At 38.8% G+C, this 23,347-nt stretch carries 23 protein-coding genes, 2 tRNA genes and 1 pseudogene; 7 read left to right on the top strand and 19 right to left on the bottom strand.

Features of this window, described 5'->3' with window-relative positions; genetic code table 11:
• Nucleotides 1-22 precede the first annotated feature (22 nt).
• The 8 genes from nusG to HO345_RS01910 all read right to left on the bottom strand — a co-directional run bounded on the left by nusG (nucleotide 23) and on the right by HO345_RS01910 (nucleotide 6,040).
• Nucleotides 23-580, bottom strand: coding sequence for a transcription termination/antitermination protein NusG (gene nusG, locus HO345_RS01945; protein ID WP_253683586.1), 558 nt, complete (start codon nucleotides 578-580; stop codon nucleotides 23-25).
• Between the two features lie 3 nt (nucleotides 581-583).
• Nucleotides 584-763 carry a preprotein translocase subunit SecE gene (gene secE / locus HO345_RS01940; protein WP_002667596.1) on the bottom strand — a complete coding sequence of 60 codons (180 nt, stop codon included), beginning with the start codon at nucleotides 761-763 and terminating at the stop codon, nucleotides 584-586.
• A gap of 23 nt (nucleotides 764-786) precedes the next feature.
• A tRNA-Trp gene (locus HO345_RS01935) sits at nucleotides 787-859 on the bottom strand.
• 38 nt (nucleotides 860-897) lie between these two features.
• Nucleotides 898-1,068, bottom strand: coding sequence for a 50S ribosomal protein L33 (rpmG, locus tag HO345_RS01930; protein ID WP_253683585.1), 171 nt, complete (start codon nucleotides 1,066-1,068; stop codon nucleotides 898-900).
• 41 nt (nucleotides 1,069-1,109) lie between these two features.
• Nucleotides 1,110-1,182, bottom strand: a tRNA-Thr gene (locus tag HO345_RS01925).
• Between the two features lie 159 nt (nucleotides 1,183-1,341).
• Nucleotides 1,342-2,751, bottom strand: coding sequence for a TolC family protein (locus HO345_RS01920; protein WP_253683584.1), 1,410 nt, complete (start codon nucleotides 2,749-2,751; stop codon nucleotides 1,342-1,344).
• The gene (locus tag HO345_RS01915; RefSeq protein WP_253683583.1) at nucleotides 2,748-3,887 is read right to left on the bottom strand and encodes an HlyD family secretion protein; all 1,140 of its coding nucleotides are present in this window, start codon (nucleotides 3,885-3,887) and stop codon (nucleotides 2,748-2,750) included. Before HO345_RS01915 ends, HO345_RS01920 begins: the two co-directional genes overlap by 4 nt.
• Complete coding sequence (locus tag HO345_RS01910) at nucleotides 3,884-6,040, bottom strand: peptidase domain-containing ABC transporter (RefSeq protein ID WP_253683582.1); 2,157 nt, start codon at nucleotides 6,038-6,040, stop codon at nucleotides 3,884-3,886. Before HO345_RS01910 ends, HO345_RS01915 begins: the two co-directional genes overlap by 4 nt.
• Before the next feature lie 138 nt (nucleotides 6,041-6,178).
• On the opposite strand from HO345_RS01910, the gene HO345_RS01905 reads away from it, so the two are divergent.
• Both HO345_RS01905 and HO345_RS01900 read left to right on the top strand, forming a co-directional pair.
• Complete coding sequence (locus tag HO345_RS01905; RefSeq protein ID WP_253683581.1) at nucleotides 6,179-7,234, top strand: hypothetical protein; 1,056 nt, start codon at nucleotides 6,179-6,181, stop codon at nucleotides 7,232-7,234.
• Nucleotides 7,234-7,935, top strand: a complete 702-nt coding sequence (locus HO345_RS01900) for a DUF4398 domain-containing protein (RefSeq protein ID WP_253683580.1) — start codon at nucleotides 7,234-7,236, stop codon at nucleotides 7,933-7,935. The genes HO345_RS01905 and HO345_RS01900 overlap by 1 nt, the downstream gene beginning before the upstream one ends.
• A gap of 68 nt (nucleotides 7,936-8,003) precedes the next feature.
• Here HO345_RS01900 and HO345_RS01895 read toward each other — a convergent pair whose 3' ends face one another.
• Genes HO345_RS01895 through HO345_RS01885 form a run of 3 tightly spaced genes read right to left on the bottom strand, consistent with a single transcriptional unit; the run spans nucleotide 8,004 to nucleotide 11,180 of the window.
• Nucleotides 8,004-10,361: a polysaccharide deacetylase family protein gene (locus tag HO345_RS01895; protein WP_253683579.1), complete on the bottom strand. Its 2,358-nt coding sequence runs from the start codon at nucleotides 10,359-10,361 to the stop codon at nucleotides 8,004-8,006.
• Between the two features lie 10 nt (nucleotides 10,362-10,371).
• A complete protein-coding gene (locus HO345_RS01890) occupies nucleotides 10,372-10,554 on the bottom strand; it encodes a hypothetical protein (protein WP_253683578.1) in 183 nt (60 codons plus the stop codon).
• A gap of 17 nt (nucleotides 10,555-10,571) precedes the next feature.
• Nucleotides 10,572-11,180 (bottom strand): hypothetical protein, encoded by a 609-nt coding sequence (locus HO345_RS01885; protein WP_253683577.1) that lies wholly within the window; start codon nucleotides 11,178-11,180, stop codon nucleotides 10,572-10,574.
• A 160-nt stretch (nucleotides 11,181-11,340) separates the two neighbouring features.
• Between HO345_RS01885 and HO345_RS01880 the strand changes: the two genes are divergently transcribed.
• On the top strand, nucleotides 11,341-12,117 hold the full coding sequence (locus HO345_RS01880; protein ID WP_253683576.1) for an Rpn family recombination-promoting nuclease/putative transposase: 777 nt from the start codon (nucleotides 11,341-11,343) through the stop codon (nucleotides 12,115-12,117).
• Nucleotides 12,118-12,191: 74 nt separating this feature from the next.
• Here HO345_RS01880 and HO345_RS13255 read toward each other — a convergent pair.
• From HO345_RS13255 to HO345_RS01865, 4 genes and pseudogenes are all read right to left on the bottom strand, one after another.
• Nucleotides 12,192-12,287, bottom strand: a pseudogene (locus HO345_RS13255) (Rpn/YhgA-type helix-turn-helix domain-containing protein); the annotation flags it as partial.
• A gap of 15 nt (nucleotides 12,288-12,302) precedes the next feature.
• The gene (locus HO345_RS01875; protein WP_253683575.1) at nucleotides 12,303-12,860 is read right to left on the bottom strand and encodes a cyclic nucleotide-binding domain-containing protein; all 558 of its coding nucleotides are present in this window, start codon (nucleotides 12,858-12,860) and stop codon (nucleotides 12,303-12,305) included.
• Complete coding sequence (locus tag HO345_RS01870) at nucleotides 12,850-14,142, bottom strand: potassium channel family protein (RefSeq protein WP_253683574.1); 1,293 nt, start codon at nucleotides 14,140-14,142, stop codon at nucleotides 12,850-12,852. Before HO345_RS01870 ends, HO345_RS01875 begins: the two co-directional genes overlap by 11 nt.
• A gap of 12 nt (nucleotides 14,143-14,154) precedes the next feature.
• Nucleotides 14,155-15,246, bottom strand: coding sequence for a M42 family metallopeptidase (locus tag HO345_RS01865; RefSeq protein ID WP_253683573.1), 1,092 nt, complete (start codon nucleotides 15,244-15,246; stop codon nucleotides 14,155-14,157).
• Between the two features lie 189 nt (nucleotides 15,247-15,435).
• On the opposite strand from HO345_RS01865, the gene HO345_RS01860 reads away from it, so the two are divergent.
• Nucleotides 15,436-16,614, top strand: a complete 1,179-nt coding sequence (locus HO345_RS01860; protein ID WP_253683572.1) for an ATP-binding protein — start codon at nucleotides 15,436-15,438, stop codon at nucleotides 16,612-16,614.
• 88 nt (nucleotides 16,615-16,702) lie between these two features.
• Here HO345_RS01860 and HO345_RS01855 read toward each other — a convergent pair whose 3' ends face one another.
• Genes HO345_RS01855 through amrA form a run of 4 tightly spaced genes read right to left on the bottom strand, consistent with a single transcriptional unit; the run spans nucleotide 16,703 to nucleotide 20,808 of the window.
• Nucleotides 16,703-18,199 carry an NAD(P)-dependent malic enzyme gene (locus HO345_RS01855; RefSeq protein WP_253683571.1) on the bottom strand — a complete coding sequence of 499 codons (1,497 nt, stop codon included), beginning with the start codon at nucleotides 18,197-18,199 and terminating at the stop codon, nucleotides 16,703-16,705.
• Nucleotides 18,200-18,248: 49 nt separating this feature from the next.
• The gene (locus HO345_RS01850) at nucleotides 18,249-18,857 is read right to left on the bottom strand and encodes a shikimate kinase (protein ID WP_253684576.1); all 609 of its coding nucleotides are present in this window, start codon (nucleotides 18,855-18,857) and stop codon (nucleotides 18,249-18,251) included.
• 48 nt (nucleotides 18,858-18,905) lie between these two features.
• Nucleotides 18,906-19,412, bottom strand: coding sequence for a hypothetical protein (locus HO345_RS01845; RefSeq protein ID WP_253683570.1), 507 nt, complete (start codon nucleotides 19,410-19,412; stop codon nucleotides 18,906-18,908).
• Nucleotides 19,405-20,808, bottom strand: a complete 1,404-nt coding sequence (amrA, locus tag HO345_RS01840; protein WP_253683569.1) for an AmmeMemoRadiSam system protein A — start codon at nucleotides 20,806-20,808, stop codon at nucleotides 19,405-19,407. Before amrA ends, HO345_RS01845 begins: the two co-directional genes overlap by 8 nt.
• 88 nt (nucleotides 20,809-20,896) lie before the next feature.
• On the opposite strand from amrA, the gene HO345_RS01835 reads away from it, so the two are divergent.
• From HO345_RS01835 to HO345_RS01825, 3 genes are all read left to right on the top strand, one after another.
• A complete protein-coding gene (locus tag HO345_RS01835) occupies nucleotides 20,897-21,799 on the top strand; it encodes an ankyrin repeat domain-containing protein (protein WP_253683568.1) in 903 nt (300 codons plus the stop codon).
• A 24-nt stretch (nucleotides 21,800-21,823) separates the two neighbouring features.
• Nucleotides 21,824-22,867 (top strand): tRNA preQ1(34) S-adenosylmethionine ribosyltransferase-isomerase QueA, encoded by a 1,044-nt coding sequence (gene queA / locus HO345_RS01830; RefSeq protein WP_253683567.1) that lies wholly within the window; start codon nucleotides 21,824-21,826, stop codon nucleotides 22,865-22,867.
• A gap of 133 nt (nucleotides 22,868-23,000) precedes the next feature.
• Nucleotides 23,001-23,297, top strand: coding sequence for a hypothetical protein (locus tag HO345_RS01825; protein WP_002691286.1), 297 nt, complete (start codon nucleotides 23,001-23,003; stop codon nucleotides 23,295-23,297).
• Nucleotides 23,298-23,347 lie beyond the last annotated feature (50 nt).

The raw sequence follows: 23,347 nt of genomic DNA, 5'->3' as shown, positions 1-23,347 counted from the left end.
AGCACCGCACCTTGTTTAAAATTTAAATGATTTCGGCTTGAGACATTTCGACTTCAACCGGCGTAGTACGGCCGAAGATCGCTACCATAACTCTTAACTTATTTTTATCTGTCATAACTTCATCGATGACGCCGGTAAACGAGGCAAAAGCACCTTCGATGATTTTAACATGCTGTCCTTCACTGAAATTTTGAATAACCCGGATATTCTTATCGCCCTTAATTTCGCCTGTTTTTTGCAGGATTTCCTTTGCTTCATCGGGAGAAATAGGCTGAGGTTTTTCATTTCCTGCCGTTCCCAAGAAACCTGTAACACCCTGAATTTTGCGGATTTCGGAGCAAACGCTTTTCCAGCCAAGATCGGGAAGATTCATTTCTACCAGCATATAACCGGGAAGAAACTTGCGCTTAACATTGCGTTTTTTTCCGCCCTTATTTTCAATTACAAGTTCTTCAGGTATTTTTATATCTGTAACAAAATCAGCAGAGATAATCCCTTTTTCTATCAGAGTACGTATTGTTCTTTCAATTTTATTCTCATAACCCGAATAGGTATGAAGAATGTACCAAGCCTTAGCCATTACTTAAAATATCCAACCCACACAAGCTATAAAGAAAGCATCAAGACCGCCGAGAAAAACAGCTACAATAAGGGTAGAAATCAACACTACTTTTACTGAAGAGCCTACTTCAGAAGCCGTAGGCCAGACAACTTTTCTAAGCTCGCCTATACATTCTTTCCAAAAAGTTCCAATTTTAGCCATAAAAACCTCGTTTTTTAAAATTACAGGCCAGGAAGGACTCGAACCCTCAACATTCGGTTTTGGAGACCGACGCTCTACCATTGGAGCTACTGACCTAATTGAAGCCCGCTGCCGGACGGCACGGACTTATTCGACTACTTTATCTTTGTTTCCTTATGCAATGTATGCTTGCGATCAAAAGAGCAATACTTCATCAATTCAAGCTTACCCTGAATGTTTTTTCTGTTCTTAGATGTAGTATAATTTCTTCTTTTACATTCGCTGCATTGAAGAGCTACGAGCTCTACAGCTGTTTTTTTAGCCATTACTTTACCCTCCGCAAAATTCTAGGTCATCGTTTCCGAAAAGCTCCCGAGCAGAATTGAACTGCTGACCCCAACCTTACCATGGTTGTGCTCTGCCGACTGAGCTACAGGAGCAAAATGCCAACAAAATAGGTTCAAGCATTTTATCAAATCGAGTATTTTTTGTCAAGACCTTGATATGGAATTTTAGCGAAATTAGAAATAAAATCAGACATTCCTTAAAAAGAAAGAATGCCTGATCTTAAAAAATAAACTTAAAAAAATCCGGTACTTTTAAAAGTTATAAATCTGCAAAACGTTCAAAATATATGATAATCTTGCAGAATAATAATTGATTTGGGCTTCTTCTAAGAGGTTTTGAGCAGCATATAATTCGCGAATACTACTCCTGCCCTGCTTATAGAGCTCTTCGGCAAGGGTAAAGTATTTTTTTTGAATTTCAAGGGCGGATTTTGACATTTCGAATGTAAACAGGGCTTTTTCGATATTTTTTAATCCTTTCTTTTTTTCTTCTTCAATACTGCGTCTTAAAAAAGACTCATCCAAAGCGTTAATTTCTTGTAAAATTTTAAAATTTTTATTGAGCCTAAAATCATCATGTAATGGAGAAAGATTTATTTTCACATTCATAGAAACTTTCCATTTAAGTGTAGGATTATCCTGCCAATAGCCCATAAAGGCTGCCGGAAAAGACGGATAATGATCCTTTGATGGAAGCACATCAGCACCGAAAGAGAAAAAAAGCTTTGGAATACTATTATTAAAATTTTGAACCGACTGCATCCAAGAGACCTCATGCTGTAAAAGACTCAGCTCATCCATGACAGATGCTTCTTTTTGAAGATAAAAGGCAAAATTTTCAAAAAAATCAAGCCAAGAATCAATATCCTCGCTCAAATCACTAAAACTCAACCCCATAGCTTCGATTTCGCCCATAAGAACTTCATAGCTTTGTTCGGTTTGAAACAGTAAAATTTCCTCCTGCCTAATCTTTTTGTTCTTTTCGGAAAAATCAAGAACAGACAGCTTGCCTTGAGAAAATAAAATTTCGTTTTTTTGTTTTTCTTCGATATTCCAGTTTTGTACATTTTTTAAAAGCTCCAGCTTTTTCTTTAAGATTTTCTCCGAGCCTATGGCTGAAAGCATTTTTATGATTAAAGCCTTTTTATTTTTATCCTTTTCAAGCACGGAAAGCCGTTTTTTCCTTTGATGCAGACCGAATTCCTGTTTTACAAAATCAGGCAAGGCAGAAGGAGCCATAAACCAAAGCGGCACATTCAGTCCGGCAAAAGAGCTAAACTTATAGGAATAGTCCGATTTATTATCAAAAAAGATTCCGCATGACTGTTTACCGGCAAGATTAAGGCTCATTCCCAGAGGCAGCTTTTGACTAATCCCTAAGGATGCAGCAATATCAAGGCTGTTATAGAGCTTATCGATCTTCACACCCGAAAAAGAACTGTTTAGATCAATGTATGGAGAAGGCATCCAGCTTGCAAATTCCGAAAAAAGAAGCCTTTCATTAAATTTAAAACCTAATTCCATTTTTTTATATTGCCGATTTTTTTCGATTAGGGGATTTATCCTGTCAAAAAACTCGCTTATACCGACTTGCGTTTTTATTTCAGCATTGGCCGAAAATAAAATAAGACCAAAAATTATATTTAATACAAGCCTTTTCATTTTACCTCCAATCTTTTTAGTATAAATGACAGAATAGACCCTGTTTCGGTGATTATTGATGCCTCGGCATCCAATCCAACTTTTAGAAAATGAGCTATACCCTTTTTATCCGGCAAGGTATTCCCATCCAATTTTACAAAGACGGCATACTCGGAACTTTTTGCTCCCAAATAAACATCGGGAAGGATGGTTTCCACTTGCCCGTCAAGGCTGCCGAATTCGTGGTGGGGAAAGGCCGGAAATTTTAAACGAACCTTCATGTCCTCTCTTACAAGCCCCGCCTTTGAAGAAGGGAGTCTTAACACAACCCTAATGTTTTCGCTTGAGGAAGGCACAATCTTTAATATTTCTTGGCCGCTAAAAACATTATCCCCGCAGTTAAGAGATGAAATTTCCTGCACCTCTCCCGAAATAGGAGCATAGACGGTAAAAAGTTTTAAACTTTCTTCCATTCTAAAAAGGGAATTGCTTAAATTTTCTTTTTGAAACTCTAAAGCCTCTTTTTCGCTGAGGAGAGAATGGAAAAAAGAATTTTTATACTGCTCTAAGTCTCTTTTGCTTTTTTCAACATTTAAATTGAGAAGCTCAAGTTTTTGATTTGCCAAACTAAAATCTGGAAGAGCTTTTTCTTCTTCAAAAATTCTAGAATTCAGCTCTAAAGCTTTTTCCAAATTGGTTTTTACCGAAAAATAATTTTCCATCCGTTTATAAGCTATTTTTCTTTCAAATGGAACAAGCATTAAGTCTTTTTCCGCACTTTTAATGCAGGCCTCCGTATCCTTAATTTTTTGTTCGATTTTAATCATCAGATCCTCAAGGTTTTGCCTTTCCTTTTGGGCAACCGTATCATCAATGTTTAAAAGAGCAGCCCCTTTTTCGACATATTGGCCTGAGGTAAAGTGAATATTTTGTATCTTTCCTGCCGTAAAACTTTTTACAAAGGAAACATTTTCTATGGGACGCACCATACCTGAAGCCCTTACAACTTCTTCTTTTTTTCCTAAAATAAGCCAAGCCGCTGTGCAAAGAGCCAGAAGGCAGATAATTGAAATTACGGAACTGAAAATCCCTGTTTTTTGCTCTTGAAGCACTTCGCCGGTATAAGTTAAATCTTCAACATATAAAATGGATTTCATGCTACAACCTCCTCCTTATTTTGAGTTTCCCATAATCTTGAATAAACCCCGTCTTTTTCGAGCAAGTCTGCGTGGGTTCCCGCCTCGGCTATTTCTCCCTTATCGAACACGAAGATTTTATCGCAGTCCTTGATAGAGCTTAACCTGTGAGCAATGATTATCGAAGTACGGCCTGCACCGATTTCTTTGAGGGTATTCAAAACTTCCGCTTCCGAAATTCCGTCCAGAGCGGAAGTAGCCTCATCTAAAATCAGCATGGAGGGGTTATGCAAAAGAATACGGGCAATAGCTATACGCTGCCTTTCTCCTCCGGAAAGGGTGGTGCCTTGTTCGCCGACAAAGGTATTATACCTATCGGGCATGGATTCTATAAAGGAAGCAGCGCCCGATATTTCGGCAGCGGTCATCATCCGCCTATAATCTCCGTTTCCCGAACTCCAATTTATATTTTCCGCTATCGTACCGGAAAACAATAGAATATCCTGAGGAACATAGCCTATTTGCTTACGGTAAGAATCGTTTTTTAAGTCTTTTAGATTTATATCGTCTACAAAAATATCCCCTTCCTGTGCAGAATAAAATTTCATCAAAAGCTTTGCAAGGGTGGTCTTGCCGGAACCTGAAGAACCGACAAAAGCGACCCTTTCCCCGGGATTTATACTTAAATTTATGTTCTTCAAATTCTTTGAATGAATATCATAGCCGAAGGATAAATTTTTTATATCGATTTTGCCTGCAAGGCCATTCGATTCGATTTTTCCATTATCTAAATTTTCTTCGGTTTTTTCATCAAAGATTTCGGCAAGCCTTTCTGCTGCAACATAGGCCTCTTGAAGCTGGGGCTGAAGGGTTAAAAGCCTTGCAAGAGGATCCAAAAAATAGCCCGAAAGGATGACAAAGGAAATTAATTGACCTAAAGACATTGAACCGTTTAAGATATTTAAACTTCCAAGCCAATAAATAGCCAAGGTTCCGCATCTTCCGATAAAATTTTGGAGACTGTTTTGATAATTTGAAAAAGATGCAAGTTTGATACCCTTTCGGATAGCATTTACTATTTTAAACTCGGCTCTTTCGAGGGCCTTAGATTCGGCACCCAAGGCCTTGATCGTAGCTATTCCGTTCAGGCTTTCAACAATACAGGAGTGCTTTTCGGCCTCGGCGGATGCCCTGGCCCTTATCATTTTTTGATAAGGCCTTGCATAAAACCATACCAAAACCGAACTCACAACCACAGGTACAAGGGCTGCAACAAGCAGATTGGAACCGAGGGAGATTAAAAATATTGCTCCGAAAATAAGCATCAAGGAGTCTAAAATAACGGTCAAGGCCGTAGCGGAAATAACCTGCCTTATCGTAACCGTATCGTTCATCCTTGCAACAAGCTCTCCGGTCTTTTTTCCGGTAAAAAAGCGCATCGGCAGATGAAGAATATGCTCAAAATATCGATACACCAAAACCGTATCAATCTTATAACTCATACTCATCAGCAGCTGATTTCTGGCCAAGCCCAAAAGGCTTCTAAAAATAATTACGCCCAAAAAACCTACCGAAAAACCGGTAAGAGTCTCTCTTAAATTGGAACTTAGCACTTCATCAATCAAAAACCTAAAATAAAACGCACTAATAATGCCCAAAAAAGACAAAATAACACTCGCAATTAAAATTTCTGCGCATATCTTTTTGTGCGATTTTAGAATAGGCAAAAATCTTGTTAAACCTTTTGATGAAGACCCCTTGTCTGAAAAATCCGGATGAGGCAAAAGTATAAAAAATACCCCTGTCCAATTTTTTTGAAAAACCTCTATGTTTATTTTTTTATATCCTTCGGAAGGATCCTGCAAATAAACATACTTTGAATCCGATCTATAAACGACAAGATAGTGGTTATCGTTCCCCCTCATAGTGTGGGCAATAAAGGGCAAGGGAATGTCTTTGGGAATTTCTTTTGATTCCGAAACAGCCCCTCGGCATGAAAATCCCAAGGTTTCGGCAGCATTAATAATACCTAGACCGGAACTTTCTCTTGCTCCGCTTTGAAACAGTCTTCTTATCTTGCCTATATTGATAGGCTTCCCATAATGCCTGCATATATTTGCAATACATGCTGCACCGCAATCCTCGCGGTTTTTTTGTAAAATTATATTTTTCATATATACCTCTCTATAATTCTTATAGTTTTTTTTTGTAATCAATAGTAATTTTTGAAATATATAAAGAAAAAAAAATTACAACTTGAAAAAAACGGAAAAAAAGAGTATTATTAGTTAATATTAAATGGGAGGTATTTAATGAAGAAAAATTATAAATTACTGATTTTGATGTCTATCCTTGTACCGCTTTTTTTTGCATCATGTGCATCAAAGCAAAAAGCACAAGGTACTCCGCCTGAACCGAAACTCGAAGAAGTAAAGGCTCCTGTCGTAGAAAAAGAAGATCCTAAACAAGAAGCTGTTAAGCAGGATCCCCTGCTTGCCGAGCTTAAGCTTTTCCAAGGAGAAAACGGAAAGGTTAACAAGGCGAGAAAAAAGGCTGTAGAGCTGGGTGCAGACGAAGCATATCCCGATTTTTTTAATGCTGCGGATGACGTTAAACAAAAAGCCGACACAGCTGCCGAAACAGGGAATTTAAAAGAAGCTATAGCTAAATACGAAGAAGCAGTCAGCAGATATGAAACCCTTATCAATCTGACAGAAGCATCTAATTTAAGAACCGAAATAGAAGCTAACGGTTTTGCAGCATATTCCCCGTCAGACTATGCCGATGCCGAAAGGTTTTCAATCAACACCGTAGATCATTACCCCTTAGATCATAAGATGGCAAAAGAATCTTCGGAAGATGCTTTGAAGCTTTATAAAAAAGTTGTAAATAAGGGATATTTTGAATTTGCCAAAACAGCAAAAGATTCTGCAAAAGAGAGTAAATATTACTGTGATTCGATCAAGGTTGCAAGAAGCAGAAAGGAAGAATACAACAATGCCGTCAAAACATATAACCGCGGAAAATCGGCTGCAGACAGGTCCGATTATAAGGAAGCCTACGTGTCGTATGATGAAGCTGCAAAACTTTTTGCAAAACTATACGTAGAGGTTTCTTTAAAACGGGCAGAGGCCGAAAGAGCTATGGCTGAGGCTGCAAAACGGCAACAGGAAAGCTCGGACCTCGCTTTAGAAGCGGATAAGGAAGCTCCTTTGACCGAAGGCGGAGAAGGCTTTACCGAAGGAGACCTTGATTTACAAGATCTTTCTACCCCTCAGACAGAAGCACCTGTTGAAAACATAAATACACAGGACGATGAATCTGAAAACACAGGCAACAACCAAACAACAGCAGAAGGAGGCAAATAATGAAAAAGATTATCACAATTTTAATATTTTTACTGGTTTTAATACCTCTTTTTGCCGTATCATATGATGATAACGAATATCAAAGAAAAAGCAGAGCTTATACGGAACTTGCAGCAAAGGCCTATGATGAAGGGGATTACGAAGCCTCAATAGAATATTCAAAGCTTGCAGAAAGCTATGCACAGCAGTCGGCAGATTTTATTCAAAGAATGCTGGCTAAAACCGAAGCTGAACAGGAAATGAACAAGGCACGTACCAGATTCACTTGGGCAAAGGCAAACGGAGCTGAAGAAAAATATCCCGATGCTTATAAGACTGCCGAAGAAGCTTTAAACGCAGGAAGCATAGCCTTCGATAACGAAAACTACGATGTAGCAGTCGTATGCGCCCAAAGAGTAATGGACGCTCTTTCAGTAGTTAAGGGAAAGGATGACACAGGCCTTGCAGAGCTTCCTTCTCAATATAGAGTTAGAACATGGAGAGGAGAAAAGGACTGTTTGTGGAATATAGCAGCAAAAAAGGAAGTCTATGGAAATCCCTTTATGTGGCGTAAGCTGTATGAAGCTAACAAGGATAAGCTTCCTGATGCAAACAATCCCAACTGGCTAGAACCGGATATTATTTTAACGATTCCGTCCATTAAAGGTGAAAAAAGATCAGGTCTCTACGATCCTTCAAAAACCTATAAACGGTTTAAATAAGAATTCGGCTAAAATTAAAAAAGCCTCCAAAATCGTTTAGAGTTTGGAGGCCTTTTTATTAAGAGCTTTTACTTAAGCCCCATCAAGGTTTTAACATCTGTAATCTCATACCCCATTTCGGTTAAAACATCTATCAATAGCTGTAAATTATAATAAAGATAATCGCTCCTAGTTGAAAGACTTCTGCCAATGCGTATGGGAATTATAGAACCCGGCTGAACCTCATCAGCTATATCTTCAATTAATTCTGCAGAAGTCTTATAAAGAGAAGGAACTGCAAATTTTTCATCCGGACTAAGCCAATCGGCCACCCTCACATCAGGCGAAATAAAAACGTAGCCGGCATTTTTTCCTGCATTTACAATGAGGGAAGAAGAAATATAATGAGGAGTATGCCAAATAAGGGAAAGCTCGGAACCTGTGAGAGAATAAAAATTATCCTCATTGCGGGCCAGTCCCTGCTTTATAAAATTATCGTCTATCCTATAAGCCGTATCGTTCAAATTCCATGTAGTAAAGAAAAGGGAGCCGCATTGGTGTCCGCTTTTTACAATCTCTTTTACGGCATTGGGGTTTTGCCTCATTGCCTCGCCGTTTATAAAAAAAGTTGAACTTATATTATTCTTTTTTAAGGTATAAAGAATGCTTGCAATTCCGTCCATATCATCCATGGCATCAAAGACTAAGGCAACCCGTTTTTTTCCGCTACGGTTTCCATGCGAAAAAACGGAAGAAGAATTAGCACTCTCATAAGAAATCTTTTTTTGAGTTTTTTCCTTTAAAAAGTTTCCGTCTTCCAAAAGCGGACGAGTTATAAAATCTTTAAGACGGCGAATGTATATCATATTCGCAAAATAGCCTGAATTTGAATCTATGTAAATTCTATCCGAAAGATTAGCATTTTTCTTTTGCATGATTTTTTTTGAAGAATGGGTCCATTTTAAATTTGAAACATATTGCAAGACTTCTGCATTATCGGAGTCCGAAAAATCGCCTTCCGGCTCATTATTCCGGACACTTTTCAAACTTATTAAAATTTCCTTGCCTGAGTCCGACCAGCTATAATCCTGCATTGACGAAACGGAAATCTTTTTCTTGCCTGTATCGGAAGAACTATCGTTAAGATTATACTCATAAATATAATTTTCACCGCCCAAAAAAAAGGTAAAATTATTTTTCCAAACAGCCGAGACAATTTTTTCATCCGAAAAAACATCGAGCTTTTTCCATGAAGCCGCACCGGTTTCTTCCGTGAGCGAAGTATCATAGAAAACCACACCCTCATCTTCCTTAAAAGCGGCAATTTCAAAATTAGAGGAGGCTGCAAGAAACGAGCTTTTTTCGATGATGGGGATTTTTTCAAAACTTGAAGAAGAAGGAAGAATTTGCCATGCCCTTAAAATTTTTGAGCCGCCTGCAAGACCCTCGGCAAAAACGATGGGGGAATTATCTTTCCAATGAACGGAAACTTCAGCAGTGTTTCCTGGAAGCAATAAATAGGGAATAGAATCCGAGGAGTAAACATTGACATAATCATCTCCATCCAGTTTAATGCGGTAAACATTTCTTTTACCTTTAACAAAAACGGCCGTCTTGCCGTCAGGTGCTATAAAAATAGAATCAAAGGCCGGAGAAAAATCCGAAGGAATTTTTGCAGCAAGCTTTCCTGCCGAAAATAAGGGCGCATAAAAAGCCTTTGTAAAAAGCTCGGTGGAGGAGACCCTATAAAGAGCGTTCCCCGATAAAAAAACAAATTCCGAAGATGAAATCCATTTTAAATTCTTTATTTTACCTTGAGAAAGTTTTCTAAAATTCTTATCCGTAAAAGCAGATTCCAAAAACCACTCAGGTCTGGCAAAATAAATTACTCCATCATCTTCATATAAAATAATCTTTGAATCAGGCGACCAAGATACGGGAAGATCATTTCGGACGGTTTTGTTACTCAATATATATCTTCTGCCGGTATTGGTGTCAACCAGTACGAGCCGGCCGAAAACAAGGGTGGATGGCTCTACCAATGTAAGCCATCTTCCGTCAGGGCTTGCTTTTATATTGTTAAGAGCTCCTATCTTTGAAGAATTGGATGCCGAAAGAGGTTCAAAATCGGAATGGGAATCGACAGCTCCTGACTTAAGGTCAAGCCTTATGATACCGAAACGGTTTGAAACCTGTAAAAATTTATTGTTTCCTAAAAGCTGTAATTTTTCGGGGAAAAATGTAAGCTGCTCTATTTTATTGTTTTCATTCGAATACTTAAAAAGAGTTTTATATGAATACCCCTCATAAGCATCTGCCTTGATATCGAATAAAATATCGCCTTCAGTATTTATATCGGCAGATTCAAACGAAAGCTCGGAATGGAGGTTTAGCAAAATAAAAAAAATAAAGCAAACCGGTAATACAAATTTTAATTTTTCTTTCATAAAAACTCCATCAATTTTCAGTCAATATATTTGAATGGGTATTAATAATATATGTCAACTCGTCTTCAAGTTTTTCTAAAGATTCTTCCATCTCGGTTATCTTTCTTATTGCAATTTTTTTTTGCATTTCTCCCATTTTACCAAAAACCTCGTCTATTTCTTCGTAATCTTCGCCGGTCATTGTTTTATTCATTTTAAGCACTCCCTCTTTTAAGAAATCAAAGCAGTTATATTCTTTCTAAATTCGCCCGATGTGATTTCTCCGTTGATAAAACTTTTTATCTCCTGTTTTATTCTCATAGGAAAACGGCTCCAGTATTTTTCCGTCCAGTTTCCCATCGTAGTTTTCAGCTCATCGTTTTCTTTTGCACTCATTTCACCTATGCTGTAAGAAACAAATTGCAAAATCATTCCATATAATACATCGGCAGGAACACCGTCAACCTTTCCGTTTTTTGCAATGCTTTTTATTTTACCGTCATAGGAGCCTTGTTCGGGAATCCACGAATCGATAAGAGCCTTCATCTGCCCTTCGGAAAGTTCGGGAGCTTCTTTCAAAAGCATATCGGCTGCAAAATCGCGGAAAGTATGGCGTACGCCTTCAAGACTAGCCTGAATCGACTTGTTGATAGATTCCGACATTTGTTTTGCCATATTTTCAGGATTGATAGCTGCGAGGGGACTTGCCGCCGAAGCCTCACTTTTTTTCCGCTCCAAGGCAGCTGTAATAACTTCTATTTCCTTCTCCCCTGCCCTGTTTAAAATGTAATCTACGGCAGCTAAAAGCTCCCGCTCCTTATTTTGCATATCATTAGCCATATCTTTGATTATACACCTTTTTTAGGGCTTTGAAAAGGGAGGAATTTAACCGCAGGGGGCGCAAAGGCCGCAAAGAAGTTTTTCTAAATTTACGCTTTTTTTCAAATAATCCCTATAAATATAATGGGAGGGGAAATGTGAAAAAATTAGGAGAACACAAATGATTAAAAAATTTGAAGATTTGACATTTACAGATGACTTTATGTTCTGTAAAGTTATGCAAGATCCCGATTTGTGTAAAAGACTTATTGAAATGATATTATTCGATACAATAGGGAAAATTACATATATTTCGGTGCAGCATAATATTAACACCTACGAACAGGCAAAATCCGTAAGATTTGATGTTCTGGTACAAACAGAAAACGGTAAATTCTACGATGTTGAAATGCAGGTAAGCAACGAGAAGAATATACCTAAAAGAATGAGGTTTTACCAAGCAGCTATAGACATTTCGTTCTTGGATAAGGGGAATTTCTATAATGATTTAAATGACAGCTTTATAATTTTTATCTGTTTATTTGATGTTATCGGTAAAAATAGACCAGTTTATACTTTTGAAAACATCTGTCTTGAAGATAAAAACACATCTTTACAAGATGGAACGAAAAAGGTTATAATAAACGCAGAAGGCTTTAAAGACACTAAAGACAAAGAATTAAAGGAATTTTTAGAATATCTTAAAACCGGCAAAACAAAGAGTGAATTTACAAGGAGGATAGAAGAAATGATACAAACAGTAAAACAAAATGAACAGGCAAGACAAGAATATAGATTAATGTCTACTTTTGAAATGGATGCTAGGTATAAAGGTTTTTCGGAAGGTACTTATGAAACTAAGAAAGAAACAGCTAGACTTATGAAAATGGAAAAATGTGATAATAATTTTATTATGAAAATTACAGGTCTTTCTGAAGCTGAGATTGAGGAACTGTAAATTAGGGGAGGAAAGAAACTTTTTCGGATAAAAGATTTCTGTTCTGTCGGGTTGTCCTTCCTCCCCTAAATCAATTATAACTTTTCTATCTCTTCACGGCTTAAACCGGTTGTCTTTGCAATATTTTCTATAGATAACCCTATTTCAATTAAGTTCTTTGCCATTTTTATACCCTCCTCTCTAATTTACGGCATCCCTACCTCATCGAGCAAGGCTTGATAGAGAGTGAGGGAATCCTTGGTCGCTTCTTGGAGGGCTTTTGCAAGGCGGCGGGCAATACGGTAAATAACCTTATAGCCTTGTGTCGGCATTTCATTGCATAGACTTAAAAAATCTTGAGACCTTAGCTCCAAGACGGTGCACTCGTTTAAGGCCTTTACAGAAGAACCGTGAAAATCTTCTCCGAGCAAGGCGGCCTTTCCAAAGCAAACATTTTCTTCAGCCTTTAGATTGCTCAAGGCAAAGGGAGAACCTTCAAGGGTTGTGCGGAGCATTTGTACCTCCCCCTTAACTAAGATAAAAAGGCTTTTTCCCGTGTCGTTTTTATCGAGTATAATTTCGCCGCTAGTAAAATTTTTTACGCTTAAAAAAGAAAAAATCTTTTCTAAAAATATCTTATTTTGATTATCTGCTATATCCGAACCTTTAGACGAATCCAATCCTGCGAGGTCTGAAAATATTTCCAATCTCGATATAAGAGATAGAATTTCATCTTTTTTTTCCATGATTTCTTTATCTGTCATCTGCTCCTCCTTCATTTAAAATTTGGGAGTCGTCAAGAGCTGTTCCGTCAAGGGTAAAGTCGGTACGTTTTCTTCCCGAAACAAAAATACCTCTGGAATTAGGCTTTATTATATATTCATCGGGCGGAGTCAAAATAGGCTCATTGCTTTTAAGCCGTTTTATCTTTTTTAGGTTATTTACTATCTGCTGAATATTGGGATTTTTTTGAGCCTCGTGCAGGGCTTCTTTTCGGCGGCTGTAAAAGTTCCCCGTATTTTCCAAAAGGCCTATTAAAACGCGGCCGCCAGAAAGGCTGCGGCGGTATTCGCGGTAGGTCTTGCCTATAAACTCAAAAGGAATATCGTTTATGATAAGCCCCTCGCCTGATTTTTCCGTGATTAGTTCTCTTAAAACATGGCTAAGCCCCGTACCGCTTGAAGCCGAAACTAAAATGCTCCTTTCATAATCGGTACTTAAAATAATTTCATCACAGTGAGCAAGGGAAAGGTGCTGCCGGAATTTTGAGTCGATGAGCTCGGCGGCCGTATATATATGGGAGTTAAGACTTCCTATTGTGAGAACTGCAAGTACCGTGCGCGAATCTACTTCCATGGGGGAAGCATTTTGCGAATAGTCTGAAAGAATGAGAGCCCGCTCTGCATATCTTACATTTGCACGGAGCAATGTCGCCTCATCGGTATAATCCCCGAATAGATAGATAAGCCCCTTAAAGCGTCTGTCGGTTTTAATTATATCCATATTTTCTGGGCTTGCATTATTTATAAGAACAATATGGTCTATGGGAATATCGGGGTTTGAAGAAATAATCCCTAAAAGAATCCTGTCAAAATTAGGCTTCCAGCCGCATATCAAAAAATGATTTTTTATCTTTTCCAATCTAATAAGCCCCCTATCTTTTTTTACCTGTCTATCAAAAAAGAACGATGCAACTTTTCCGCTCACGCCTGCAAAAGCTACAACTCCAAAAAGAAGAAGAATGATACCGGCCAAGCGGCCCAAAATTGTTGAGGGAGTAATGTCTCCGTAACCGACGGTTGTGATAGTTACAAGAGAATACCAAAAGGCATCGAAAAAATTGTTAATCCTTGAATTACTGTTTGCTTCCGAAACAAAGATAATTACAACCAATACAAGAAAAATAAATGCAAAACCTGCCAGTATTCTAAAAATATCGCTTGCAGGAATATGCTTTATCCAAAGCACAAACCTGACAATCAACGGAGTTTTTTTAGGCTGAGAGAATTCTATATCCGTTTTTTTGTATTTTTTTTTGCCCTTCATTTTAATATCGAGTTATTCCGAAATATACCCCGTCAATAAAAGAAGAGTGTTTTCAAGCCCCTGTTTATGAATTCTTTCATAGCCGTGGGAGGCGGCAACTCCGGTTCCGATAAGGGCATGGCGGTAGTCATAGCCTGCACTTAGGGCAGCGGAAGCATCCGAGCCGTAAAAGGGATAAACATCGACTGCAAAGTTCAGTTCCATCTCCTTGGCTATTTTGATGAGCTCGCTTGTAAACTCATAATTATAGGGCCCGGAAGAATCCTTTGCGCAGATTGAAACTGCATATTCATCGGTATCAAGGTCGCTTCCCACAACGCCCATATCGACTGCAAGCATATCGCTTATGCCTTCGGGGTGTCCTGCAGAAGCTCCATGGCCTATTTCTTCATAATTGGTAAACATAATGTAGGTCTTGCGTTTTAATTTTAATTCTCCCTTTGCAACCTGTTCTGCAAGATAGATGAACATTCCGCAGCTCGCCTTGTCGTCCAAGTGCCGGCTCTTTAAAAAGCCGTTTCCGGCCTTTCGGGCAAGGGATTCAATGGCCACAACATCACCTGCCATGATGCCTAGCTTTTCGACATCTTCACGGGATTTTACAATCTCATCGAGCACTAGCTCCATATTTGAATCATCTCTTTTCAGCTCGTTTATCTCGCGCGAGGCGTGAACGGCAGGTTCCGTGAGCCTCATAGTGCCCTCATATTTTTTCCCCTCTCTTGTGATAACCGTTACGTTGGACTGCTCTACATAATTGTATGGAAAGCCCCCGTCAAGGGATGTACGCAGCCGGCCTGAAGATTTAATGTGCCTAACAAAAAGGCCGAGGGTGTCAATATGGGCTGAAAGCAAAAGAGCCTTATCTCCTTTTTTGCCGGTATTAGGTTCGGCATTTTTATCAAGCTCGCAGACAACAGCACCCTTGTTCGTAAGCCAAGGCTTAAAGCCTAAACCTGAAAGCCTTTTTAGAACATAATCGGCGGCCTCGCAGGTGTAGCCCGTGGGACTGGGTATATTGCAGATAGTGATAATCTCGTCCATTACCTTTTCGGCTGCATTTGAAATTGAAGTTTTAAGCTCGGCAAGTTTATTTTTTTCCATGATAAAGCTCCTTTAAAGCTGGTTTTAATTAAGATTTACAGGATATTATAGATGAGGCGGAATGTCAAGGAGAGGAGAAATAATTCAGCCTCTTGACAAAAACTATGTAAATTATATAATATACTATACGATTTGCATAGTTTTTTACAGAATAAATTGAAAAAAGGCCTGAAAATGGAGGGGGGAGGTATGAAAAAAAAGCTTGTTAAAAGGCATATTATAAAAAAATTAAAGCAATTAGTCTCTTCTTTTCCGATAGTTGCATTAACGGGCTGCCGTCAATGCGGAAAATCGACTCTTTTAAAATATCTCTTTCCCGACTGGAAATATGTTTCTCTTGAGGATTTGGATATGAGGCAGTTAGCCCAAAAAGACCCTCGATATTTTTTGAGCCTTTACCCCGAAAAAGCTATTTTCGATGAGGTGCAGCGTGTTCCCGATTTATTTTCGTATATTCAAACCCATACGGATTCTATCGGCAAAACAGGTATTTATATCCTCTCAGGTTCGCAAAATTTTTTACTTATGCAGTCAATATCCCAAACTTTGGCAGGAAGGTGTGCCGTTTTAAACCTTTCAACCTTTTCGATACGGGAGTTAAAAGCGAGTAATCTTTTGATAGAAAATATCGACGAATGTTTATTTACCGGTTTTTATCCGCGTATTTATGACCAAAAACCTCAACCCCAAGATTTTTACCGTTCTTATATCAAAACCTACATTGAGCGGGATGTACGGGATTTAAAAAACATAAACGATTTATCTTCTTTTCATAAATTTATCCGCTTATGTGCAGGGAGAACCGGACAAATATTGAATCTTACCGAGCTCTCAAATGAGGCAGGGCTCTCGGTCATCACGGCTCGATCTTGGCTTTCCGTGCTTGAAACAAGCGGGCTTATCTTTTTCTTAAAGCCCTACTCAAAAAATTACGGAAAAAGGCTTATTAAATCTCCTAAGCTTTATTTTTATGATACGGGCTTGGTTTGTTCCTTGTTGGGAATAGAAAATCCTGAACAGGTCGGTACCCACTATTTAAGAGGCGGAATTTTTGAAAACCTCATAATAAGCACTTATTATAAAAACGAATTTTTTATGGGAAGGGATGCAGAAGCTTTTTATTGGCGTAATTCCAACGGCCTTGAAATCGACTTGATAATAGAAAAACTCTCAAAAGGAAAGCCGCTTCTTAAAATATACGAAATAAAGTCCTCTGCCACAATGAACGAAAAATTCTTTTCTTCCATAAAAAAATTTTGCTCCATCAGCGGCACCGAAATAAAAAACTCAAATGTAGTGTATGCAGGAAACCTTTCTCTTCCGGCAACTGATGAGCATGGTGCTTATATCTCGTGGAAAGATTGGTAAACAAAAAACCGGCCGATTCTTTTTAAGAGCCGGCCGGTTTTGTACAAAGTACTTCTAAAAATCCAACGGGGTTTTTAGAAATGTCTATTTATTTTCTGTTCTTTTTAATCTGCTCGACAGCGTATTCTAAGGCTTTTTCATAGAACTCTTGCGGGGGCTCTTTGATAAAATCCTTTTCCATTAACATTTTGGTCAAGGAGCGGCTTTCTTCAATATCTTTTTTTGCTTTTTTGTAGGCTTCGTCCCATGTCATGGTTACGCGGGCCAAGCCTTCCTTAATGGCCTGCATTGCAACATCGGCAGCTTCAACTGCAAAGACATCTTCATCCTGCATTGTAACTACGATATTGTCGGGATTGATGCCTTTCTTCTCGGAATAGTCTGCAATCGAGTGAGAACAGCGGATAGCCATTCCGTCGGAAATCTTTTTAGCTCTTACCAAAAGAGCACCCTTTAGGATACCGGGGAAACAAACGGAGTTATTAATCTGGTTCGGGAAGTCTCCTCGTCCTGTTCCGACGATAAAGGCACCGGCAGCCTTAGCTTCGTGGGGCCAGATTTCGGGGATGGGGTTTGCACAGGTAAAGACTATAGCTTTTTCGTTCATCGAGGCAACCTGTTCCTTTGTTACAGTGTTGGGCCCGGGAGTAGAAAGAGCGATTAAAACGTCGGCACCCTTCATTGCTTCATCAAAAGTTTCAATCTTTTTGGGGTTGGTCTGTAAACAGAGCTCCCACTTTCGGTAATAGCGCTTATCTTCTTCTATGTCTTTTCGGCCTGAATGTAATGCTCCTCTTGAATCGCAGATAATCATATTTTCAGGTTTTCCGCCGTCAGCCAAGATAAGACGGGCTATTGTCGTGTTTGAAGCACCGGCTCCCAAAAGAACAATCTTGCAGTCTTCCATCTTTTTACCGGCAAGTTTTATAGCATTTAAAAGACCTGCAAGGGTTATACAGGCGGTGCCTTGAGCGTCATCATGCCAAACGGGAATTTCGCAGACCTCTCTTAAGGTATCCAAAACCTTAAAGCAGTCGGGCTGTTGAATATCTTCGAGGTTTACGGCTCCTACTGAAGGCTCAAGCATTCTGACAAAATCGATAATCTTGTCGGGGTCATGCTTTCCGGCTTTTACGCCCCTTTTTCCTTCTTCGTCAACCCTTACAATAGAATCGATACACAGAGGATATGAGTCAACTCCGCCTAAATACTTCATAAGCATACATTTGCCTTCCATAACTCCCAATCCTCCGGGAGGGGTGCAGTCGCCGTCGCCCAAGACTCGTGTAGAGTCGCTTACAACAGCAACCAAGTTCCCTTTGTTGGAAAGAGCAAAGGATGTTTCATTATCATCGCGAATTGAGGTAGAAATAGCAGAAACGCCCGGTGTGTACCATACATTAAACCAGTTAAACCCGTATAAACCGCATTTGGGAACAGTCTGGAGTTTTCCGCCGTAAAAACTGTGCGTTAAAATAGACAGTTTCTTTAAAAAATGCGTTTTTGCGAGAGCCTTTTCATCATCCGTAAAATCGGATGGGAATAATTCAGTAATGGAGTTCAACTCCTTATTAATGCTTTTCATAGGATAATGATAACATAAGAACAAGATTTTATCAAGCCTTAAATTTTATTTACAAAGATGAAATAATTTTATCTGCCGTTTCTTCGGGCGAGAGGCCTTTCGGGTTTATGGAAAAGGAAGATAGAGCCCTGTAGATTTTTATACGCCTTTTATATATCGAAAAAAAACGGTCTTCCGCCTCTTTTTCATTTTTAATATTTTCTCCTAAAAAGGCAGGGTAAAAGCCTTTTTTATATGCAGACGTTTTTATTCTATAAAAAATCTCGGCCGGAGCGGTATCGATTAAAATTATTCCGGAGAAATCTTTTAGCTTTTTGATAATGGCTTCGTTTTCCGCATAGCCTCCTCCGGTGCTGACAATGGCGTTTACATCATCACAGTGAACAGCATTTTCGCACTCACAATAAATGGCGTTTTTGTCATTGGAACAAGACGAAAATTTTTCGATTATTTTTTCGATTATTTTGTTAAGGCATTCAAATTCTTTTAGACGGAATTTTTTTTCTCCAAAGACTTGATAAAGTTCTCTTATCGTTTTCCCGTAAACTTCCTCCATATAGGAATCCGTATCTACAAAAGAAGCTTTAAGTTTTTTTGAAAGAGCCCTGCCCGTTTCGGTTTTTCCGGCTCGGCTCATTCCGATTAAAAATATAATCATCAAAATATTTCCTTATAACCAGCCATCACGATAACTAGCCATCACAATTTAGTTCTTTTCGATTTTACGCAAAATGAGAAGTTCAGCCAATTCGCCCGAATAAGGTTTTCTTTGAGCATTTAAAAAAGAAAGAGAACCGTCAGCATTTTTTATAAAAAATTCACTCAGGAAATTTTGCTCAAAATACAAAATAATAATCCCGTCCTTTGCTATAAGCCACTTACCATGCGAGATTTCAGGCTCCGTTCTTCCTTCTTTAAAAAGTAAAACCCTAGCAGTTTGATCGGCTTTAAATTCTACCGAGTAACTTGTAATCCCGTTTCGGGATGTCCCGCTTCGAGATGAAGGAAGGTCCATAACATAAACACCCAAAAAAGGATCTTCCGATTCTTTTTCGATTAAAACCTCAGGCTTAGGATGCTCCAAGGGTTCGGCGATTCGGCGGCTCTTACAAGAAAAAAACAACAAGACAACAAAAAGCGGAGTACAGAAAAAAAATGTCAATAATTTAAATCTTCGGTTTTTAATTTTTTTAACCTCGTTTTTTTTATTCATGCCTTATAACTTCAAAGCGGTACATGCGGTAAGGTTCTTCGGGGCTTATTCCGCCTTTTTGAAGAGCTATGGCAACCTGCATACCGGCGGAATCGATACCTTCAAGGTTGGGTAAAAGAAGTCCTGTCCTCGAACCTGATGAGACTATCACACCGAAACGCTTTACATCCAAATCCGAAATCGATTTTATTTCTTCCGGTTCTGCAAGAATATCGACAGAACAGACAATTTCGTCCATTTCGGATAAATCGACGGGCGGAAAACGCGGGTCATTCAAGGCTGCCGATACTGCATTTTTAATTATTTCTTCACTTATGCGGCTTTTGGTAGGAAGTATTGTACCTATACATCCTCGAAGCTCCCCTTTTTTCTTTAAGCATACAAAAACGCCGGCCTTTCCCGATTGAATACCCTCGGTATTCTTAGGTTTTAAAAACTTATTATGCTTTAAATAGTAGATAATACTCCTGCGTGCAAGATTTATATAAGGGTCATTTGTTTGAGAATCGGGCAATATAAATTTCTTCTTTTTGTTAAAAACAATCTCTAAGTCCTCATCTTCCGGCTGCCTTATAGATTCAACATTAAATCGAGCAACACCGTATCCGACTCCGAATGGGCCCTCGTAGGAAAGCAGCTCTTGAGAATGTTTATAGCAGGATAAAAGCCCCGACAAAATTAAAAAAGAATTAAGCCCGCACTCCCCCGCCTTTTCGGTAAGCAAAGGAGGAATATCGGCAAATTCGGAAAGACTTCCCTTTTCTATAATTCTTACAAATTCCTTATCGAATTTGGGTCCTTCAGGAGCAAAACCGTAAGGGCCTGTAGAAAGAAGCCGATGTGAAAGATCTCCGCTCGCAATAAAAACCGATTTGCATTTTTTTTCTTCAATAATATCGGAAAGAATTGACCCGAATTCTTCAAGCATTGCGCTCAACATAATTCCGTAATTTATATGCACAAGAGAAAAATTTGAAAACTCTGAGCTTATAAAATAAAGCGGAACAAAGGAGCCGTGATCAAGATTCATGTCTATGGCCGCACAGGGAAATCCCGTCTTTTTACATTTTTTGATTATTTCTTTTACAATCCGCTCATCGTTTTTTGCCGAAAAACGCAAATCGGGACAACCGAATTGAGCCATAGTTCCTTCGATAACCGGAGCCGTATTTATTGTAACCGCCCCTCGGTGCATTTTTGCATGGGGAGTTATGATTATAATAGTTTCAGGTTCTATTTGCTTTACTTCTTTCGATATGGTTTTAAGAGCCTTAGAAGTTGAGGCTATTTTTTTCTCCTCTCCCCTGCCTATTTCGGGAATTATTATCGGAGGATGCGGGGCGATATATGCAGCCCTTAGATTAGTATCTTTTGCACAAAGCTCTTTTTTGCTCATAGAATTATTATAATATAGTTTTTAAAATTATGCCAGCATAAAATCTCTTCTATTTACTTTTTTTTGATAAGAAGATATAATAAGCCTTATGAATGTCGCTATTTTCTATGATGAAAAGAAAAAAGACGCAGCGATGGCTATTAAAAATATAATCATATCCCACGAATGTGATGTAACTTTATACAATGAAGATGAGATATGGAAAGATGAAAATTTACATACGCCGCGCCATATTATGAAAAATATTACTCATGTTCTTTTTACTTACAGTAAAAGTCCGGCTACTTATTTGGGCTTTATGTTTTTTTCGGGCTATGCCACAGGTTTAAATCTTCCGGTTCTTGTACTTGAAGAAAGCGAAAAGCTCGAACTGCCGAAGAATTTTTTGCGTTCTTTTGTTATGCTGACAATTAAGTCCTTTGAGGCCTATTTTGAGGTAGAAAAAAAACGCTTTACGGAAAATCAGCTTAAAGAGCTGGCCCGTACAAAACTTTTAGAAAACGGTTATTCTCTTTTTATTCCGAATTATGTGCGTGCGGTTAAAAATAACGAAAAAGAAATCGTAGAACTTTTTATCGACGCAGGCTTTGACCCTTCGCAAAAAGATTCCCTAGGAACACCGGTTCTATCCCTTGCCGTAAGAAACAAATGTTTTGAAACACTTGAACTCCTGCTTGAAAAAGGGGCGGCAATAAACCTTTGTGCCGAAGACAGAAACTACTCTGCCCTGATGGATGCGGCTCAAGTCGGATACCTTGAAGCGGTACAAGCCCTCCTCGAAAAAAAAGCCGATACCAATATTCAAAGCAAGGACGGACAAACAGCCTTGATTCTTTCAGTAGGCCGCCGTGAAGCCGATATTGTAGAAATGCTTGTAAAGCACGGAGCCGACTGTAATATCAAGGACGGCCTAGGTATGTCTGCCCTTGGATATGCAAAACTCTTCGGAGATAAAAAAATTTTATCCTTGTTTGGCGAACAAACAAATTAACAACACTTATTTTGATGGAAAACTATGCTTACAAAAGAATTTAACTTTGACTTGCCCGAAGAGCTGATAGCTCAATCTCCCTCCGAAAAAAGAGGCGGCGACAGGCTTTTAATTTTAGACAAACAAAGCGGAAAACTTGAAGACCGGCTTTTTACGGAGCTGCCTGAAATTCTTCCAAAAAATGCCCTGATGATTTTTAATAACTCGAAGGTTCGCCATGCCCGCATTTATGCAAAAAGCAAGACAAATGCAGTATGCGAATTTCTAATGATTAATCCTATGAAGGATTCGGACGGTTCCCTTTGGCAAGTTATGGCAAAAAAAGCAAAACGCCAAAAACCCGGGAAGACCTTTTTATTTGAAGACGGAACTAAGGCCGAAATAATAGAGTCCGAGATACCTCTCGAAAGCGAATTCCGCTGTATGAAATTCAATAGAGTTATCGATGATGAATGGCTCGATAAATACGGGCACATGCCCCTGCCTCCATACATTCACCGGAAAGACACCCAAGAAGATGCAGACCGCTATCAGACCGTCTATGCAGAAATATATGGCTCGATTGCGGCTCCCACTGCAGGCCTCCACTTTACCCAAGAGGTGCTTTCAAAAATAAGGGATAAGGGAATCGATATTGAATATGTAACCCTCCATGTAGGACTCGGCACCTTTCTTCCCGTACGGGCGGAAAAAATAGAAAACCATAAGATGCACACCGAACATTTTTTTATTTCGGAAAAAACGGCTCAGGCTGTTGAAAAAGCCAAGAAGGAAGGAAGGCCTATTATAGCTGTAGGAACGACCACCGTGCGCACCCTCGAATCCGCATGGGATGAAACAAGAAAAGAATTAAAACGGGGCAATCAGTCTACGGATATTTTTATTTACCCCTCATATAAGTTTAAGCTGATAGATAAGCTCTTTACCAATTTTCACACCCCGGAGTCGAGCCTCGTAATGCTGGTCTCCGCCCTCGCAGGAAAAGAAAATATTTTTAAAGCCTACAGCCATGCCGTCGAAGAAAAATATAAATTCTTTTCTTACGGGGATGCAATGCTGATTTTGTAGGGTGAGGGATGAATTTACATAAAGGAACTGTAAAAACATTTCTAAAGTCCGTTTTTAGCGGACAAGTTAATGAATTTCCTTATATTTTGCTCCGATATTTCACGAGGCCGCCTATTACAGGCGTAATGAGGTAATGTTACATCAATATAATTTGCTTTCAAAAGAATTGCAGCAGGAAGTACAACATTATATTGAATATTTATTTCTAAAAAATAAAACGCTGAGTAAAAAAACAGATGAAGAAAGCATTAAAGAAACTCGAGCAGATAAAATATCAGATACTGAATTATTCGGCATAAATACCGAAATGGTTTCGGATAAAAAACTTTTTGAAGTTTCCAATCATCTTATCAAAGAAAAATGCAGTTATGAAAATACTGAAACATTAGAACTTACGGATGTCCAATTTTATGATAATAATTCGCAATGATGATATAAGGTCGTTCAAACAAATAACGGCTAATTGTATCAATAGCATTT

The organism is Treponema denticola (assembly GCF_024181645.1).
GTDB lineage: Bacteria > Spirochaetota > Spirochaetia > Treponematales > Treponemataceae > Treponema_B > Treponema_B denticola_A.
The sequence above is the reverse complement of the archived record's forward strand: the minus strand, read 5'-3'. Positions and strand labels throughout refer to the sequence as shown.